Genomic DNA, 14,719 nt, shown 5'->3' with positions numbered 1-14,719 from the left:
ACAGCCCCAACAAGCCGTGGCCCCAGGCGCACAATAACCGCATGATCGACCTCCGCACCCACCAGGCAGACGCTCTCATCGGCGAGCTCCGGCGCGAAAGCGGCGGGCGTCTGACCATCTTCCTGGGCGCCGCGCCGGGCGTGGGCAAGACCTACACGATGCTGTCGCGCGCGCGCGAACTGCGCAAGCAGAATGTCGATGTCGTGGTCGGCATCGTCGAGACCCACGGCCGCGCCGAAACCGCCGCGCTCATCGACGGCCTGGAACTGATGCCGCGCGCGCGCCTGGACTACCGCGGCCGCGTGTTCGAGGAAATGGACCTGGACGCGATCCTGGCGCGCAAGCCGGCGATCGTCCTGGTCGACGAACTCGCCCACCGGAATGCCGCCGGCAGCCGCCACGAACGCCGCTGGCAGGACGTGGTGGAACTGCTCGACGCCGGCATCGACGTCTACACCACGATCAACATCCAGCACCTGGAAAGCCTCAACGATGTGGTCTTCCGCATCACCGGCGTGCGGGTGAGCGAGACCGTGCCGGATGTCATATTCGACCGCCTGCGCGACATCGTGCTGGTCGACCTGCCGCCGCGCGAACTGATCGAACGCCTGCGCCAGGGCAAGGTCTACGTGCCCGACCAGGCCGCACAGGCGTTGCAGACCTTCTTCTCGCCTTCCAACCTGATCGCGCTGCGCGAGCTGGCGATGCAGACCGCGGCCGACCGGGTCGACAGCGACCTGCGCGAAACCCAGGCCGCGCGCGGCGTATCCGGGATGAACGTGCGGCGCAGGGTGCTCGTCGCCATCGATGGCCTGGGCCAGTCGGAATATATGGTTCGCGTGGCCCGCCGTCTTGCCGAACGCCGCGATGCGCCGTGGACCGTGGTCACCGTGCAGACTGGCGTGAACGATGAGGTTCGCCAGCAGGAGCTCGACGCGGCCTTCGCCCTGGCGCGCAAGCTCGGCGCCCAGACCGAAGTGCTGCACGGCGCCAGCATCGCCGACGCGTTGCTGGACCACGCCGGGCGCAGCGGGGTGTCGGCGATCGTCCTGGGCCGCACCCGCGAACGTCCGGTGGCGCGCATGTTCAACCGCACCCTGACCCAGCAGCTGCTGCAGCGGGGCGCGCACTACGAACTGACCATCGTCAACACGCCAGAGGCGCGCGCGCGCGCGCGGCGCGAATCGCATGCGCCGCGCCTGTCCTTCATCCGCCACGATGTCGCGCTGGTGTTGGCCGCCACCTTGCTGGCGATGCTGGTCGCCTGGCTGGCCGAGCGCTGGGTCGGGCTGGACGATCTGTCGATGGTGTTCATCGTCGCGGTCGTGGTCGTCGCCGCACGCACGCGCATGACCGCGGCGGTGGTCACCGCGGTGCTGTGTTTCCTGGCCTACAACTTCTTCTTCATCGAACCGCGCTTCACCCTGGAGATCAGCGCGCGCCAGGGCGTGATCACCGTGTTCCTGTTCCTGGTCGCCGCGCTGGTGGCGGGGCGGCTGGCGTCCAGGCTGCGCATGCAGGTGATCGCCTTGCGCGCGGCCAACACCCATGCCACGGCGCTGCAGGAGCTTGGCCGGCAACTCGCCAGCGCGGCGGACCTGGGGCAGGTGCTTGCCGCGGGGCGCACCTCGTTGCAGGCGACCTTCGGCGCACCGGCGTGGATCCGCATCGACGATGCCGTGGCCGCATCGGAGTCTGCGAAGCTCGGCGATACCGACCTGGGCGCGGCCGAATGGGCGCAACGCCACGGCCAGGCGACCGGTCGCTATACCGATACGCTGGCGGGTTCGGCATGGTGGTTCCTGCCGCTGCGCAACGATCGCGAAACGCTCGGCGTGATCGGCCTGCGCTTCGCCACCGGCCATGCGCGGCTGGCCTTCGAGCAACAGCGCCTGGCCGAGGCCATGGCCGACGACATCGGCCAGGCCGCATTGCGCACGCGGCTGGTGTCGGACCTGGAAACCGCGCGCGTCGGCAACGAAACCGAGCGCCTGCGCTCGGCGCTGCTTTCTTCCGTGTCGCACGACCTGCGTTCGCCGCTGTCGTCGATGATCGGTTCGGCCAGCAGCCTGGCCAATTATTCCGAGGCGATGAGCGCCGAAGACCGCAAGAGCCTGCTCGACACCATCCAGCTGGAAGGCGAGCGCCTGGACCGCTACATCCAGAATCTGCTCGACATGACCCGGCTCGGCCACGATGGCCTGACCTTGAATCGCGACTGGATCGGCGTGGACGAACTGATCGGATCGGCCACCAGCCGCCTGCTGCGCTATCAGCCGGATATCAAGCTGCAGATGCGGATCGCGGCGGACCTGAAGCCGATCTGGGTGCATCCGGCGCTGGTGGAGCAGGCGTTGTTCAACGTGCTCGAGAACGCGGCCAAGTTCTCCCCGCCCGACCAGCCTGTGGAAGTCGAGGCGCGCCTGGTCGAAGGCAAGCTGCGCATCGACGTGCGCGACCATGGCCCCGGCATTCCCGAGGACGAGCGCGCGCGGATCTTCGACATGTTCTACAGCGTGGAGCGCGGCGATCGCGGCCGCCACGGCACCGGCCTGGGCCTGACCATCAGCCAGGGCATGATCGGCGCGCATGGCGGCAGCGTCGAAGCGCTCGCCGCCGATGGCCGCGGCACCCTGATCCGGATTACCCTGCCGCTGATCGAACCGCTGCCGCAGATGAGCAATGCCAAATCAGAATCACCCGACTGAAGCAGGCGACCCGACCTCCGCGCCACCGGCGCGGGTGCTGGTGATCGACGACGAGCCGCAGATCCGCAAGTTCCTCGACATCAGCCTGCGCGCGCAGGGCTACCAGGTGGCGCTGGCGGCGAATGGCGGGGAAGGACTGACCGCACTGGCCGTGCAGGGCGCGGATCTGGTGATCCTCGACATCGGCCTGCCCGACAAGGACGGCCATGAAGTGCTGAAGGAATTGCGCCAGTGGTCGCAGGCGCCGGTGATCATGCTCACGGTGCGCGCGGGCGAAGCGGAGAAGGTCGCCGCGCTCGATGCGGGCGCCAACGATTACGTGACCAAGCCGTTCGGCGTGCAGGAACTGATGGCGCGCGTGCGCGGATTGCTGCGCCAGCATGCGGCCGATCCGCACGAAGCCCTGCCCGTGTTCGACGACGGCCACCTGCGCGTGGATCTTTCCCGGCGCGAAGTGCGCCTGCACGGCGAACCGGTCGCATTGACCCGCAAGGAATACATGCTGCTCGCGCTGCTGTTGCGCCATGCCGGCCGCGTGGTCACCCAGCCGCAGTTGTTGAAGGAAGTCTGGGGCCCCACCCACCAGCACGACACCCATTACCTGCGCATCCTGGTCGGCAAGCTGCGGCAGAAGCTGGGCGACGAAGCGGCCTCACCGAAATACATCGCTACCGAGCCGGGAGTGGGCCTGCGTTTCGTCGACGCAAGCCAGTGGAAGCTACCTGACTTGTAGATCCGAGCTTGCCCGGATGCTTCTGCTTCGGCGTTTGTAGATCCGAGCTTGCTCGGATGCTTTTGATTCTTCACCAAGAGCATCCGGGCAAGTTCGGACCCACAGGTATCCGGGCATGTTGGTGTCCGTGGTCCGCTCAGACCATCCCGCCATTCGCCCGCAGCACCTGTCCGTTGATCCAGCCGCCATCCGGGCCGACCAGGAACGCCACGACTGCGGCGATATCTTCCGGCGTGCCCAACCGCTCCAGCGGGTTCATCTTGGCCAGGCGCTGCACCAGTTCGTCCGATTTCCCATTGAGGAAGAGATCGGTCGCGGTGGGGCCGGGTGCGACCGCATTGACGGTGATGCCGCGGCCGCGCAGTTCCTTCGAGTGGATGGCGGTCAGCGTTTCCACCGCCGCCTTGGTCGCCGCGTACACACCGTAGTTCTCCATTTTCGTGCCGACCACACTGGTGGAGAAGTTGACGATGCGTCCGCCGTCGCGCAGGCGCCTGGAGGCTTCGCGCATGGTATTGAAGCTGCCTTTCAGGTTCACCGCGATCTGACGATCGAACAGCGCATCGTCGCTGTCGCCGATCGATCCCAGCATCATGATGCCGGCGTTGTTGACCAGCACGTCGATGCCGCCGAAAGCCGCGACCGCCGCGTCGAACAGTTTCGCCACGGCCGCGGCATCCGCCACGTCGGCCTGCACCGCGAGCGCCTGGCCGCCGGCGGCTTCGATCCGGCGCACCACGGCTTCGGCTTCGAGGGCGTTGCCGGCGTAGTTGACGATCACCGCATGGCCATCGGCGGCCAGGCGCTGGGCGATGGCCGCGCCGATGCCGCGGGAGGCGCCGGTGACCAGGGCGACGCGTGGGGTTGCAGTATTCATGCGGGGCTCCATCGGCGGAAAGCGCGCAGTGTAAGGGCGCACGCGCACATGAATGCGGATCCCGTCCCGTCGGGCGTGAGCGGTCCATTTCACCAGCCTGTAACTGCCGGTTCGGTATCCCTCGTTCAAGACCCTCGCAGCGGAAGGTGTGCCATGTCCATCGTCAATGCCCTGGCCGGGATCGCAGTGAAGGATATCGATGCGGCCGTGCTCTGGTACGAGCGGATCCTGGGGCCGGCCTCGCGACCGATGGACGAAGTCGCCGAGTGGCAGCTGCCCCATGGCGGTTGCGTGCAGGTGTTCGAGGACGGGATCCGCGCCGGCTATTCCTCGATGACGCTGGTGGTCGAGGATCTGGACCGCGAAATCGCCGGACTGGAATCCAAGGGCATCCGCATCGGCGAGAAATCGCGCTCCGACCTGGTCGACGTGGCCATCGTCCAGGACCAGGACGGCAACCAGGTGGTGTTCGCGCATGCCAAAAGCGATGCGTTGCTGAGTTAGCCGCCGCAGGTCGTCCCTGCGCTGGTGCGGGCAGGGCACGCAGGAAGGGCGAACGAGGCCTCGTCTATCTTCTTCGAAGGATGACTGCAGGCCGGGGCGACCGCGCAGGCGTCGTTTCCGTCACTGGCCGGAAGCTGGCGAACGGGAGGCGCCGCGCGTCGCGAACGACAGTGGTGCCTGATCAACCGCGTGGTTCGCGGCCGCGGCCTGCTGCAGCCATTCGCTGAAATGCCGCAGCCGGGCATTGCCGGCTGCGGTCTCGGGGATCACCAGGTAATAGTGGCTTGCGCCATGCAGGGGACGGTCGCAGGCGATGACCAGTTCGCCGCGCGCCAGTTCCGCCATCACCAGCATCTTCGGTACCAGCGCGATACCCAGGCCCGCCGTCGCCGCCACCGCCGCCATCGAGAACAGGTCATAGCGGGGCCCGGCAAGCGCCATGGGCGAATCGACCTCCATCGCCGCAAACCATTGCCGCCATGCCTCCGGACGGGTCGACTGTTGCAGCAGCGGCGCGGCGGCGATATCGGCCGGCGTCCAGGATGCGCGCGTGGCCAGCAGCGCGGGACTGGCCATCGGCACCACATCCTCGCGCATCAGCGCGGTGGCGCGGATGCCCGGCCACTGCGCGATCTGTTCGGCGGTACCGGCGTACAGCGCGGCATCGTGGCTGGTTTCGGCGAACAGGAACGGCCGCGTGCGGGTTTCCAGATGGATCGTGATATCCGGATGCAGGGCCGAAAACCAGGGCAGGCGCGGCAACAACCAGCGTGTGGCGAAGGTGGGAACCGATGCCAGCCGGATCGAGCCACCGGCACCCTGGCGCGCCATCGCGTCCAGAGTGTCGCGTTCGAGCCCGTCGAGGCGTCCGGCGATCCGCCGCGCATACGCGGCCCCTTCCTCGGTCAGGCGGACGCCATGGCGGGTACGGCGAAACAGGTCGAAGCCGAGAAACGCTTCCAGGCTGGCGATCCGCCGCGACACCGCGCCCTGGGTGAGGGCCAGCTCGCGCGCGGCGCGGGTATAGCTCTCCTGGCGCGCGGCCGCCTCGAAGCATTGCAAGACCTGGAAGGATGGAAGCTTTCTTGCCATGACATGCAAAAACCGGTTGAATAAACAGAAATCGTGCGCAACAGCAGGCGTTCAGTACAGGATTTGCATCCAAATATGCATCAGAATCATATCTGCTTGCATACTTTTCGTTTGCCGCCGGCCCCGCCGGTTCCTAGGATGGCAGCCTTCACCCTGCCGGCGGCGCCCATGACCCGTACCGTTTTCTCCTATAACGACCCGCTCGATCTGGACGCGCAACTCGGCGCCGAGGAGCGGATGATTCGTGATGCGGCCGCCGATTACGCGGGCACGCGTCTGGCGCCCGGGGTCACCAGCGCCTTCCGCAACGAACATACCGACCCAGGCATCTTCCGCGAGATGGGCGCGCTTGGCCTGCTCGGCGCGACCTTGCCCGAACGCTACGGCGGCACCGGCCTGAATTACGTGTCCTACGGCCTGATCGCGCGCGAGATCGAACGCGTGGATTCGGGCTACCGCTCGATGATGAGCGTGCAGTCGTCGCTGGTGATGGTGCCCATCCACGACTTCGGCAACGAAGAGACCCGGCAGCGCTATCTGCCCGGGCTCGCCACCGGCGAGCTGATCGGTTGCTTCGGCCTGACCGAACCCAACCACGGCTCGGACCCGGGCAGCATGATCACCCGTGCGCGAAAGGTCGCAGGGGGTTACTCGCTGAGCGGCGCCAAGACCTGGATCACCAACAGCCCGATCGCGGACGTGTTCGTGGTGTGGGCCAAGGACGACGAGGGCGCGATCCGCGGCTTCGTGCTGGAGAAAGGCTGGAAAGGGCTTACGGCGCCGCCGATCCACGGCAAGATCGGTCTGCGCGCCAGCATCACCGGCGAGATCGTCATGGACGAGGTGTTCTGTCCCGAGGAAAACGCGTTTCCCGAGATACGCGGCCTGAAAGGACCTTTCACCTGCCTCAACAGCGCGCGCTACGGCATCGCCTGGGGCGCGCTCGGCGCGGCGGAGGACTGCTTCCATCGCGCACGTCTCTACACGCTGGAACGCAAGCAGTTCGATCGCCCGCTGGCCGCCAACCAGCTGGTGCAGAAGAAACTCGCCGACATGCTCACCGAGATCGCACTCGGCCTGCAGGGCTGCCTGCGGCTGGGCCGCATGAAGGACGAGGGCGGCGCAGCGGTCGAGCTGACCTCGATCATGAAGCGCAACAGTTGCGGCAAGGCGCTGGACATCGCGCGCCAGGCCCGCGACATGCTGGGCGGCAATGGCATCAGCGATGAATTCGGCGTCGCCCGCCATCTGGTGAACCTGGAAGTCGTCAATACCTACGAAGGCACCCACGACGTGCATGCCTTGATCCTGGGCCGCGCCATCACCGGCATCGCCGCATTCGCGGGCTGAGGTGAGCCCTTCTTCCCTCCGCAGCGCTCCGCTTGCCGGCATCCGGGTGCTCGATCTGTCGCGGGTACTGGCCGGCCCCTGGTGCAGCCAGATGCTGGCCGATCTCGGCGCCGACGTGGTCAAGGTCGAGCGCCCCGTGCACGGCGACGACACGCGGACCTGGGGGCCGCCGTATCTGCGCGATGCCGCAGAACGCGATACCGGTGAAGCCGCGTATTTCCTCTGCGCCAACCGCAACAAGCGTTCGATCGCCATCGATCTGGCCACGCCTGCCGGTCAGGCGGTGGTCGCGGATCTGGCCCGCAAGGCCGATGTCGTACTGGAAAACTTCAAGCCCGGCGGGCTGGCCAAGTACGGCCTGGATGCGGCCAGCCTGCGTGCGATCGCGCCACGTCTGGTGTACTGCTCCATCAGCGGCTTCGGCCAGACCGGGCCCTATGCCAACCGCGCCGGCTACGACTTCCTGATCCAGGCGATGGGCGGGCTGATGAGCATCACCGGGCGCGGGCAGGACGAGCCGGGCGCAGGCCCGCAGAAGGTTGGCGTGGCGCTGGCGGATATCCTCACCGGCCTCTATTCCACCATCGCGATCCAGGCCGCGCTAAGCGAACGCGAGCGCTCCGGACTGGGCCAGCACATCGACCTGGCGCTGTTCGATGTGCAGATCGCCTGTCTTGCCAACCAGGCGTCCAATTACCTGGTCGGCGGACAGGTGCCGCAGCGCATGGGCAACGCGCATCCGAACATCGTTCCGTACCAGGATTTTCCGACCGCGGATGGCGACATGATCCTGGCGATCGGAAACGATCAGCAATTCGCGCGTTTCTGCACGGTCGCCGGCCATCCGGAGTGGGCGCAGGACGCGCGCTTCTCGAGCAATCCGCAGCGGGTGGCCCACCGCAGCATCCTGATTCCGCTGCTGCGCCAGACCACGGTGATGAGGACCACGGCTGAGTGGGTTTCCGCGCTGGAATCGCAGGCGGTGCCTTGCGGGCCGATCAACGCAATCGATCAGGTCTTCGCCGATCCCCAGGCCATCGCACGCGGCATGCGTATCGAGATGCCGCATCCGCAAGCCGGCTCGGTATCGCTGGTGGCCAATCCGATCCGCTTTTCGGAAACTCCGGTGAGCTACCGGCTGCCCCCGCCAACGCTGGGCCAGCATACCGACGCCGTGTTGGCCGACTGGCTGGGATTCGACGCGGCGCAGCTGCGGACGTTGCGCGACAACGCCGCGATCTGAGCGCATCGGCGCGGCTTGCGCGCCGACGCCCGACATGCCGGCGCGCGGCGCGCGTGCCGGATCGGTTTTGGGCCGAGTACTGCAGAGGCTGCAACTGCGGCATTCCAGGATCGCGTTCCAGGCCCTTCGGAAAAACATGCCGCCGACCGGCGCCGTGCCCGACGGCATGTCCGGCAAGCTTGGCGCCGCCCCTGGCCCGCGCGGATGCGGATGATCCGCTCCCGCCGCACCCGGCCTCTTCGCGAGAGCGGCGTGGCGCACGCGCGCCGACCCCGAAAGACTCCGGAAGGAAATCGCACAAGACGGGAAATTCTCTCCAGCTGGCGCATATGGGCTATTGACCACCGCAAATGGCTAATGTATATACTTAGGACAAGTGCAGAGCGATCGGCACCGATGGACTCGAAAGGGATGCAGCAGATAGCTCCCGCACGAAGGGCAAAGGTTCGGGGAAGGCGGAAAAAATCGACGGTTTGCAGGGCGCGAATCGCCTGCCAGGCGTCACATCAGATCTTAGAGATGTCCCAGCACACTTAAGAGGGGTTGTTGAGATGGCCAGAGAGATTCGTCCCGTACGCAAGTTCCTGATGGTCGCGATCGCGACCGCGCTGTTCCCGGCGGCCGCTTTTGCGCAGGCCGGCGCCGAGACGGCCGAGGCGCAGGTAAGCGATGAAGCCGCCGATGAAAAACAGAACCAGCAGAGCAACGCGGTAACCCTGGACGAAGTGACCGTGACCGCCGAGCGCTATGGCGGTTCGGTGAAGACGACGCCCATTTCGGTGACGGCCCTGAGTTTCGAGGCCCTGGGCGATCGCCAGGTCAAGGATGTACGCGACATCGCCAACCAGATCCCGGGCGTGGTGCTCGCGCCCGCGACGGCTCCTTCCGCGCAGATGAAGATCGTCGTTCGCGGGGCCGGTACGGAAACGGGCGGCATCCGCTCCAACGGCACCGTCGGCGTGTATATCGACAACGTCATCCAGCCCCGTCCGATGGGAGCGTTCTTCGACTTCTTCGACATCAGCCGGGTGGAATTCCTGCGCGGTCCGCAGGGAAGCCTGTACGGGCGCAACACTTCCGGCGGCGCCATCAAGCTGGTGACCAAGCAACCCTCCTATTCGTGGACAGGCGGCGCCCAGCTGAGCGTGGGCGACTGGAACGCCCGCGAAGCCAAGTTCTATCTCAGCGGTCCGCTCATCGAAGACAAGCTCGCCTTTTCCGTCAGCGGCGTGCATCGCGAGCGCGATGGATACATCTACGGCTTGCAGTACGACGATCGCATCGGCGACATGGACCGCAGCGCGGAGCGCATGAAACTGCTGTTCCAGCCGACCGAAAAGCTGATGCTGGAGCTCTCGGCCTACGCGATGCAGGACGACTCCGACGCCAACATTCCGATCCCGCTGGTGGTGCTGCCGGGCGTCGACGATCCGTACGCGGTTCCCGGGCGCGACCTGACCATCAACGAGGTGTACGCCAACCTCGACCAGACCCTTTCGCAGCGCGGGTCGTCGCTCAACGCGACCTACGACCTCACCGAAAACGTGCAACTGACCTCCATCACCGGCTACGGCTCGCTGAAGCAGCGCAACCTGGGCAACGATTCGTTCCTCACGCCGGCCAGGATCGCGGCCAATGGCGGACGCCTGGTCGTGGCCAACGCGGACCGGGTGCGCCTCGAGAGCTCGTGGTGGACGCAGGAATTCAATGCGATCTTCACTGGCGAGCGGCTCAAGGGCGTCGCCGGCCTGTACTACTTCGCCGAAGAAGGCTCGCAGCAGGGCGCGAGCGGCGGCAGCCAGGTCGACGACGCGAAGAACGAAGTCAAGGCGCCCGCGGTGTTCGGCCAGGCGACCTACACGATCGGCGATGGCTGGAGCGTGGTGGCCGGCCTGCGCTACACGCGCGAGACCACGGACTACTACTCGCTGGCCATCGGTTCGGTGGCGGGCGAGCAGGTGGGCCACTCCACCTTCTCCTCCACCACGCCCAAGCTCGGCGTCAACTGGGAAGTCAACGACCAGCTGTTCACCTATGCGTCCTGGACCCGCGGCACCCGCAGCGGCGGCTTCAACTCGCGCGATCCGGTGACGGCGGCGCTCCAGCCCACGCCTTACGGCGCAGAGTGGGTGGACAGCTACGAGCTGGGCGCCAAGATCAACTCGTCGGACAACCGCTTCAGGCTCAATGCGACGGCTTACCTCGCCGACTACACCGACCTGCAGCTGACCACCGTCATTCCCGGTTCGCAGTTCCTGGCGGTGCTCAACGCCGGCGCCGCGCGGGTCTGGGGCCTGGAGCTCGAGCCCAACTGGCAGGTCACCGACAGCCTCAACCTGTACGGCAACATGGCCTTCAACGACGGCAAGTACACCAAGGATTTCGTTTGCGGCAACGCCAACGCGGTCTATGTGGACTGCACGGACAAGGAGATCAAGGGCCTGCCGAAGGAGAAGATCAGCGTGGGCTTCCGCTTCACGCCGACGATTCCGGCCTTGCCGGGAGACCTGACGTTCAACGGTTCCTGGGACCACACGTCGAAGGTCTACAACAACATTTCCAACGAACCCGAGCTGGTCCAGACGCCGGTGCTCGATCTGTTCAATGCGTCGATCGGCTGGCGCAGCAGCAACGGCAGCTGGGATGTCTCGCTGGAAGCACGCAACCTGACCAACAAGCACTACGTGCAGGCCGGTTTCCTGCGCTCCGATCCGGTCAGGCCGGCCGTGGTCGGCTACATCGGCGATCCGCGCCAGATCATGCTCCGCGTCGGTTACACCTACTGATGAACGTCCGACTCGGCCCGGATCCGTCGTCGTGCGGAGTGTGGTGGCTCCGCACCACGACATGCCTCTCGCTGACCCTCGCCGCGGGCCTGGCGTGCATCGCATTGCCCGCGGCCGCGCAGGAGTTCGGTCCGCCGAGCGTCAACCAGGCTCCGCCATTCCCGGTACCCGAGGAGGGCTACGAAGTCGAAGGGCGCCCGGGGCCGCCGGGTTCGGGCTTCGTCCTGCACTACACGCCCACCGCGATCGCGTGGGAAGCGTTCGAAGGCCCCGGTATTCCGGCCGGCCTGCAACGCAGGTTGCTGAGCCAGTCGCCGAGCATGGGCGCGGTGGCGCAGATCACCTACGTGCCCGCGGGTTGGCGCCAGGCGGCGGGTTACGACGAAGTCGACAACGAACTGGTGGTGCTGGACGGCGACCTCAGCTTCGGCGAAGGCGCTGGAGCCGAACGCCTCGCGCGCTATTCGTACAGTTATATCCCTGCCGGTGTCATGCGCGGTTCGATGGCCTCGCGCCAGGGCGCGGTGCTCCTGCAGTGGTGGAAGGGAAAGCCGAAATTCACCGCCTCCGACCGCGACAGACCGGGCGCGCGCGTCGAGGCGCGCATCCGCGACTGGAACCAGTTCGATGCCGCCTGGTACATCGGCAAGCCGTTCCCCGACTACCGCAGTGGCGGCAACTTCCCCGGCGCGCTGCACAAGCTGCTCCGCGAGGATCCCGACACCGGCGAGATGACCTGGATGACGTTCAGCTCCAGCATTCCGGCGCCGCCCAGCGGAAAGCCCAGCAACTTCGGCGGCGGCTACGAGGTGCACCCGAGTTTCGAGGAGTATTTCTTCCTCGAGAAGACCAACGACACGGTCATCGGCGAGTGCCTGGAGCAGGGCGAGACGCCGGTCACCTACGGCGACCGCACCTACTGGTGGCGCCCGGGCGGCGTCGCCCACGGCGGCCACATGAGCCGTGGCGAGCGCGACGCGGGCTACACCATTTCCATCGTCCGTACCGGTACGCCGCTATGGGCCACGTACGTGAGCGACTGCAGCTACAAGACCGGACTCGAGTACACGGGCGAGGGCTGGAAGAAGTACGACTACGACGTGCCGCGGTACCGGGTGCACGAATAGCCGTTCCCCCGACTCCGTGCTCCTCGAGCCGATGCATCGCGATAGTTTTCGCCACCTTTGCCACCGTCAAATGTTGATCCAACCCGGGAGCTACCAATGCCAATAAGCAATCGACTCAGAGCAGGCCTGTCAGTGTGCGGCGCATGGCTGCTCTGCACGACGGCGTTCGCGCAGGACGTGCGGATACCCGAGTCGCGCGATCGTTCGGCCGAGCTTGTCGGATTCGTCCAGCCGCGCAACCTGCACTTCCGCCCGCTGACGTTCCCCGGTCTGCCGGGCGCCGAGTTCAAGCAGCTGAGCTTCGATGACAAGACCGGTGCGAGGACGATCCTGGCCAAGCTGCCGCCGGGCTGGAAGCAGCCGTCGGGATACCATTCGGCGGACCTGGAGATGTTCGTCGTCGAAGGCGGCATCCGCATCGGCGACAAGCCGATGGGGCGATACGCCTACGCGTACTATCCGGCTGGCCATGCGCACAGCTTCAGCACCGAGGAAGGCGCCACGGTCCTGCAGTTCTGGGGCGGCGCGCCCGACTACGTGCCCAGCGCGAAGTCCAAGGCCGGCGCCAGGACGGCCGACGCCATCGACGGCCTGCTCTACAACGACGTGCCGACCAACGGTCCGGGCAGCCTGCCGAAGTACCGCGATGAGCCGGTCATGCAGAACTCCCCGCTCCACGTGAAGCTTCTACGCCTGGACGCGAGCAGCGGACAGAAGACCTGGATAGTGACGACGCCGGGCGGCTACCCGGTGATGAGCGGCGAGGGCGATCTGCCGCGCTGGGCATCCAGCAAGAGCTGGCAAGAGGGCTACCTGCTCGCCGGCGACATGACGATCGCCGAATGCCTGCCGCAAGGACAGGTAGCCGGCACCTACGGGCCGGATGGATATTTCTTCAGGCCCGCCGGGATCGCCCACGGAGGCTTGAGCCAGTATTCGGATACCTTCGCTGTGTGGTTGTACCGCACGGGTCCGGGCCACTGGGAAACGTATCGCGACACCTGTGCGGAGCCGACCGCGCAAGCGGGGGGGGCGCCATGAAGTTGCAACGATGGACATTCCTGTCGCTCGCTGTGGCGATGTTCGCATCGCCCGCGTTTTCCGAAGAGTACGGACCGCCGACGGTCAGCCAGGCGCCGCCGTTCGCTGTGCCCGAGTCGGGCTATGAGGTCGAAGGGCGCCCCGGGCTGATGAACAACATTCCGAACATCGAGTTCGTCGACTGGGAGCCGTTCGAGGCCCCGGGCATTCCAGCAGGGCTGCAGAGGAGGTTGCTCAGCCAATCGCCCAGCATGGACGCGGTGGCGCAGATCACCTATGTGCCCGCGGGCTGGAGCCAACCCGCCGGCTACGATGAAGTGGACAACGAGATCGTGGTCCTCGACGGCGACATGAGCATCGGCGACGGACCGGCCGGCGAGAAGCTGACCAGGTACTCCTACAGCTACCTCCCGGCTGGGGTGATGCGCGGGCCGGTGAAGTCCCGCCAGGGAGCCGTGCTTCTGCAGTGGTGGAAGGGAAAGCCGAAGTTCGTGGTCTCCGACCGCGACAAGGAAGGTGCGCGGACGTACGCGCGCGTTCGCGACTGGAATCGCTACAGGAATCCCTGGTATGTCGATGAGCCCTTCCCGGCCTATCGCACGGGCGGGAATTTTCCGGGTTATCTCCACAACCTGATGCGCAAGGATCCCGATACCGGAGAGATGACCTGGATGACGTTCGTCTCCAGCATTCCCGCGCCACCGAGCGACAAGCCGGGCAACTTCGGCGGCGGCGCCGAGATTCATCCCAGTTTCGAGGAGTACTACATCCCCGAGGGCAGCCGGTTCGCCCAGGTCGATGAAAGAGGGCCTACGCCCGCTCGCTACGGCGGCGAATGCGTGGAACAGGGAATCTCCTCCTACAAGAGGGGAACGCGCGGCTACTTCTGGCGCGCCGCGGGCGTAGCGCATGGCAGCGTCGCCCAGCCGCCGCCGCCGCCCAGGGATGGCGACGGCAACGTCAAGGGTGGGCAGGGCGAAGCGAGCTGGGGTTGGACGCTGGTCCGCACCGGCACGCAACTGTGGGCCTCGTACGTGACCGACTGCAGCTACAAGACCGGAATCGAGTACTTGGGCGAAAAGGGTTGGAGAAAGTACGATTACAACGTGCCGCGCTATGTGCCGAGGAGCCATGAACCGCATTGACGGGCGCTTCTCGCATTGCCGGGCCATGGCGGACGCCGTGGCCCGCGTCCCGGCCAGCGCGGACTCGCGCTGGCGCCAGGGTCGGTTCGATCACGATCGTCATTCCTCGCCGG

11 protein-coding genes are annotated in these 14,719 nt (G+C 66.4%); 9 read left to right on the top strand and 2 right to left on the bottom strand.

Annotated features, from left to right (window positions below; translation table 11 throughout):
• Window positions 1-41 precede the first annotated feature (41 nt).
• Together CSC74_RS15400 and CSC74_RS15395 are read left to right on the top strand one after the other, a co-directional pair.
• Entirely contained in the window at window positions 42-2,708 is a 2,667-nt protein-coding gene (locus CSC74_RS15400) for a sensor histidine kinase (protein ID WP_162315383.1), read from the top strand.
• Window positions 2,683-3,441: a response regulator gene (locus tag CSC74_RS15395; RefSeq protein WP_162315382.1), complete on the top strand. Its 759-nt coding sequence runs from the start codon at window positions 2,683-2,685 to the stop codon at window positions 3,439-3,441. The genes CSC74_RS15400 and CSC74_RS15395 overlap by 26 nt, the downstream gene beginning before the upstream one ends.
• Window positions 3,442-3,577: 136 nt before the next feature.
• On the opposite strand, the gene CSC74_RS15390 is transcribed toward CSC74_RS15395, so the two are convergent.
• Entirely contained in the window at window positions 3,578-4,318 is a 741-nt protein-coding gene (locus tag CSC74_RS15390; RefSeq protein WP_162315381.1) for an SDR family oxidoreductase, read from the bottom strand.
• 153 nt (window positions 4,319-4,471) lie between these two features.
• Here CSC74_RS15390 and CSC74_RS15385 point away from each other — a divergent pair, with 153 nt between their 5' ends.
• The gene (locus CSC74_RS15385) at window positions 4,472-4,822 is read left to right on the top strand and encodes a VOC family protein (RefSeq protein WP_162315380.1); all 351 of its coding nucleotides are present in this window, start codon (window positions 4,472-4,474) and stop codon (window positions 4,820-4,822) included.
• A 120-nt stretch (window positions 4,823-4,942) separates the two neighbouring features.
• Here the strand turns inward: CSC74_RS15385 and CSC74_RS15380 are convergent, their stop codons facing one another.
• On the bottom strand, window positions 4,943-5,914 hold the full coding sequence (locus tag CSC74_RS15380) for a LysR substrate-binding domain-containing protein (protein WP_162315379.1): 972 nt from the start codon (window positions 5,912-5,914) through the stop codon (window positions 4,943-4,945).
• Window positions 5,915-6,082: 168 nt separating this feature from the next.
• Here CSC74_RS15380 and CSC74_RS15375 point away from each other — a divergent pair, with 168 nt between their 5' ends.
• From CSC74_RS15375 to CSC74_RS15350, 6 genes are all read left to right on the top strand, one after another.
• On the top strand, window positions 6,083-7,264 hold the full coding sequence (locus tag CSC74_RS15375) for an acyl-CoA dehydrogenase (protein ID WP_162315378.1): 1,182 nt from the start codon (window positions 6,083-6,085) through the stop codon (window positions 7,262-7,264).
• Window position 7,265: 1 nt separating this feature from the next.
• Window positions 7,266-8,507, top strand: coding sequence for a CaiB/BaiF CoA transferase family protein (locus CSC74_RS15370; protein WP_162315377.1), 1,242 nt, complete (start codon window positions 7,266-7,268; stop codon window positions 8,505-8,507).
• Between the two features lie 551 nt (window positions 8,508-9,058).
• Window positions 9,059-11,293 carry a TonB-dependent receptor gene (locus CSC74_RS15365; protein ID WP_162315376.1) on the top strand — a complete coding sequence of 745 codons (2,235 nt, stop codon included), beginning with the start codon at window positions 9,059-9,061 and terminating at the stop codon, window positions 11,291-11,293.
• The gene (locus CSC74_RS15360; protein ID WP_162315375.1) at window positions 11,293-12,420 is read left to right on the top strand and encodes a DUF4437 domain-containing protein; all 1,128 of its coding nucleotides are present in this window, start codon (window positions 11,293-11,295) and stop codon (window positions 12,418-12,420) included. Before CSC74_RS15365 ends, CSC74_RS15360 begins: the two co-directional genes overlap by 1 nt.
• Before the next feature lie 96 nt (window positions 12,421-12,516).
• A complete protein-coding gene (locus tag CSC74_RS15355) occupies window positions 12,517-13,461 on the top strand; it encodes a DUF4437 domain-containing protein (protein WP_162315374.1) in 945 nt (314 codons plus the stop codon).
• A complete protein-coding gene (locus tag CSC74_RS15350) occupies window positions 13,458-14,606 on the top strand; it encodes a DUF4437 domain-containing protein (protein WP_162315373.1) in 1,149 nt (382 codons plus the stop codon). Before CSC74_RS15355 ends, CSC74_RS15350 begins: the two co-directional genes overlap by 4 nt.
• The last annotated feature ends 113 nt before the right edge of the window (window positions 14,607-14,719 follow it).

Origin of the sequence: Pseudoxanthomonas yeongjuensis (genome assembly GCF_010093345.1) — a bacterium.
Classification (GTDB): Bacteria; Pseudomonadota; Gammaproteobacteria; order Xanthomonadales; family Xanthomonadaceae; genus Pseudoxanthomonas_A; species Pseudoxanthomonas_A yeongjuensis.
Note: the sequence above shows the minus strand (reverse complement) of the source record. Positions and strands in the feature narration are given on the sequence as shown.

What these genes read in the sequence shown, in the direction of transcription:
- CSC74_RS15400 (WP_162315383.1), top strand. Translation starts at nt 42, where the DNA reads ATGATCGACCTCCGCACCCACCAGGCAGACGCTCTCATCGGCGAGCTC.
- CSC74_RS15395 (WP_162315382.1), top strand. Translation starts at nt 2,683, where the DNA reads ATGCCAAATCAGAATCACCCGACTGAAGCAGGCGACCCGACCTCCGCG.
- CSC74_RS15390 (WP_162315381.1), bottom strand. Translation starts at nt 4,318, where the DNA reads ATGAATACTGCAACCCCACGCGTCGCCCTGGTCACCGGCGCCTCCCGC.
- CSC74_RS15385 (WP_162315380.1), top strand. Translation starts at nt 4,472, where the DNA reads ATGTCCATCGTCAATGCCCTGGCCGGGATCGCAGTGAAGGATATCGAT.
- CSC74_RS15380 (WP_162315379.1), bottom strand. Translation starts at nt 5,914, where the DNA reads ATGGCAAGAAAGCTTCCATCCTTCCAGGTCTTGCAATGCTTCGAGGCG.
- CSC74_RS15375 (WP_162315378.1), top strand. Translation starts at nt 6,083, where the DNA reads ATGACCCGTACCGTTTTCTCCTATAACGACCCGCTCGATCTGGACGCG.
- CSC74_RS15365 (WP_162315376.1), top strand. Translation starts at nt 9,059, where the DNA reads ATGGCCAGAGAGATTCGTCCCGTACGCAAGTTCCTGATGGTCGCGATC.
- CSC74_RS15360 (WP_162315375.1), top strand. Translation starts at nt 11,293, where the DNA reads ATGAACGTCCGACTCGGCCCGGATCCGTCGTCGTGCGGAGTGTGGTGG.
- CSC74_RS15355 (WP_162315374.1), top strand. Translation starts at nt 12,517, where the DNA reads ATGCCAATAAGCAATCGACTCAGAGCAGGCCTGTCAGTGTGCGGCGCA.
- CSC74_RS15350 (WP_162315373.1), top strand. Translation starts at nt 13,458, where the DNA reads ATGAAGTTGCAACGATGGACATTCCTGTCGCTCGCTGTGGCGATGTTC.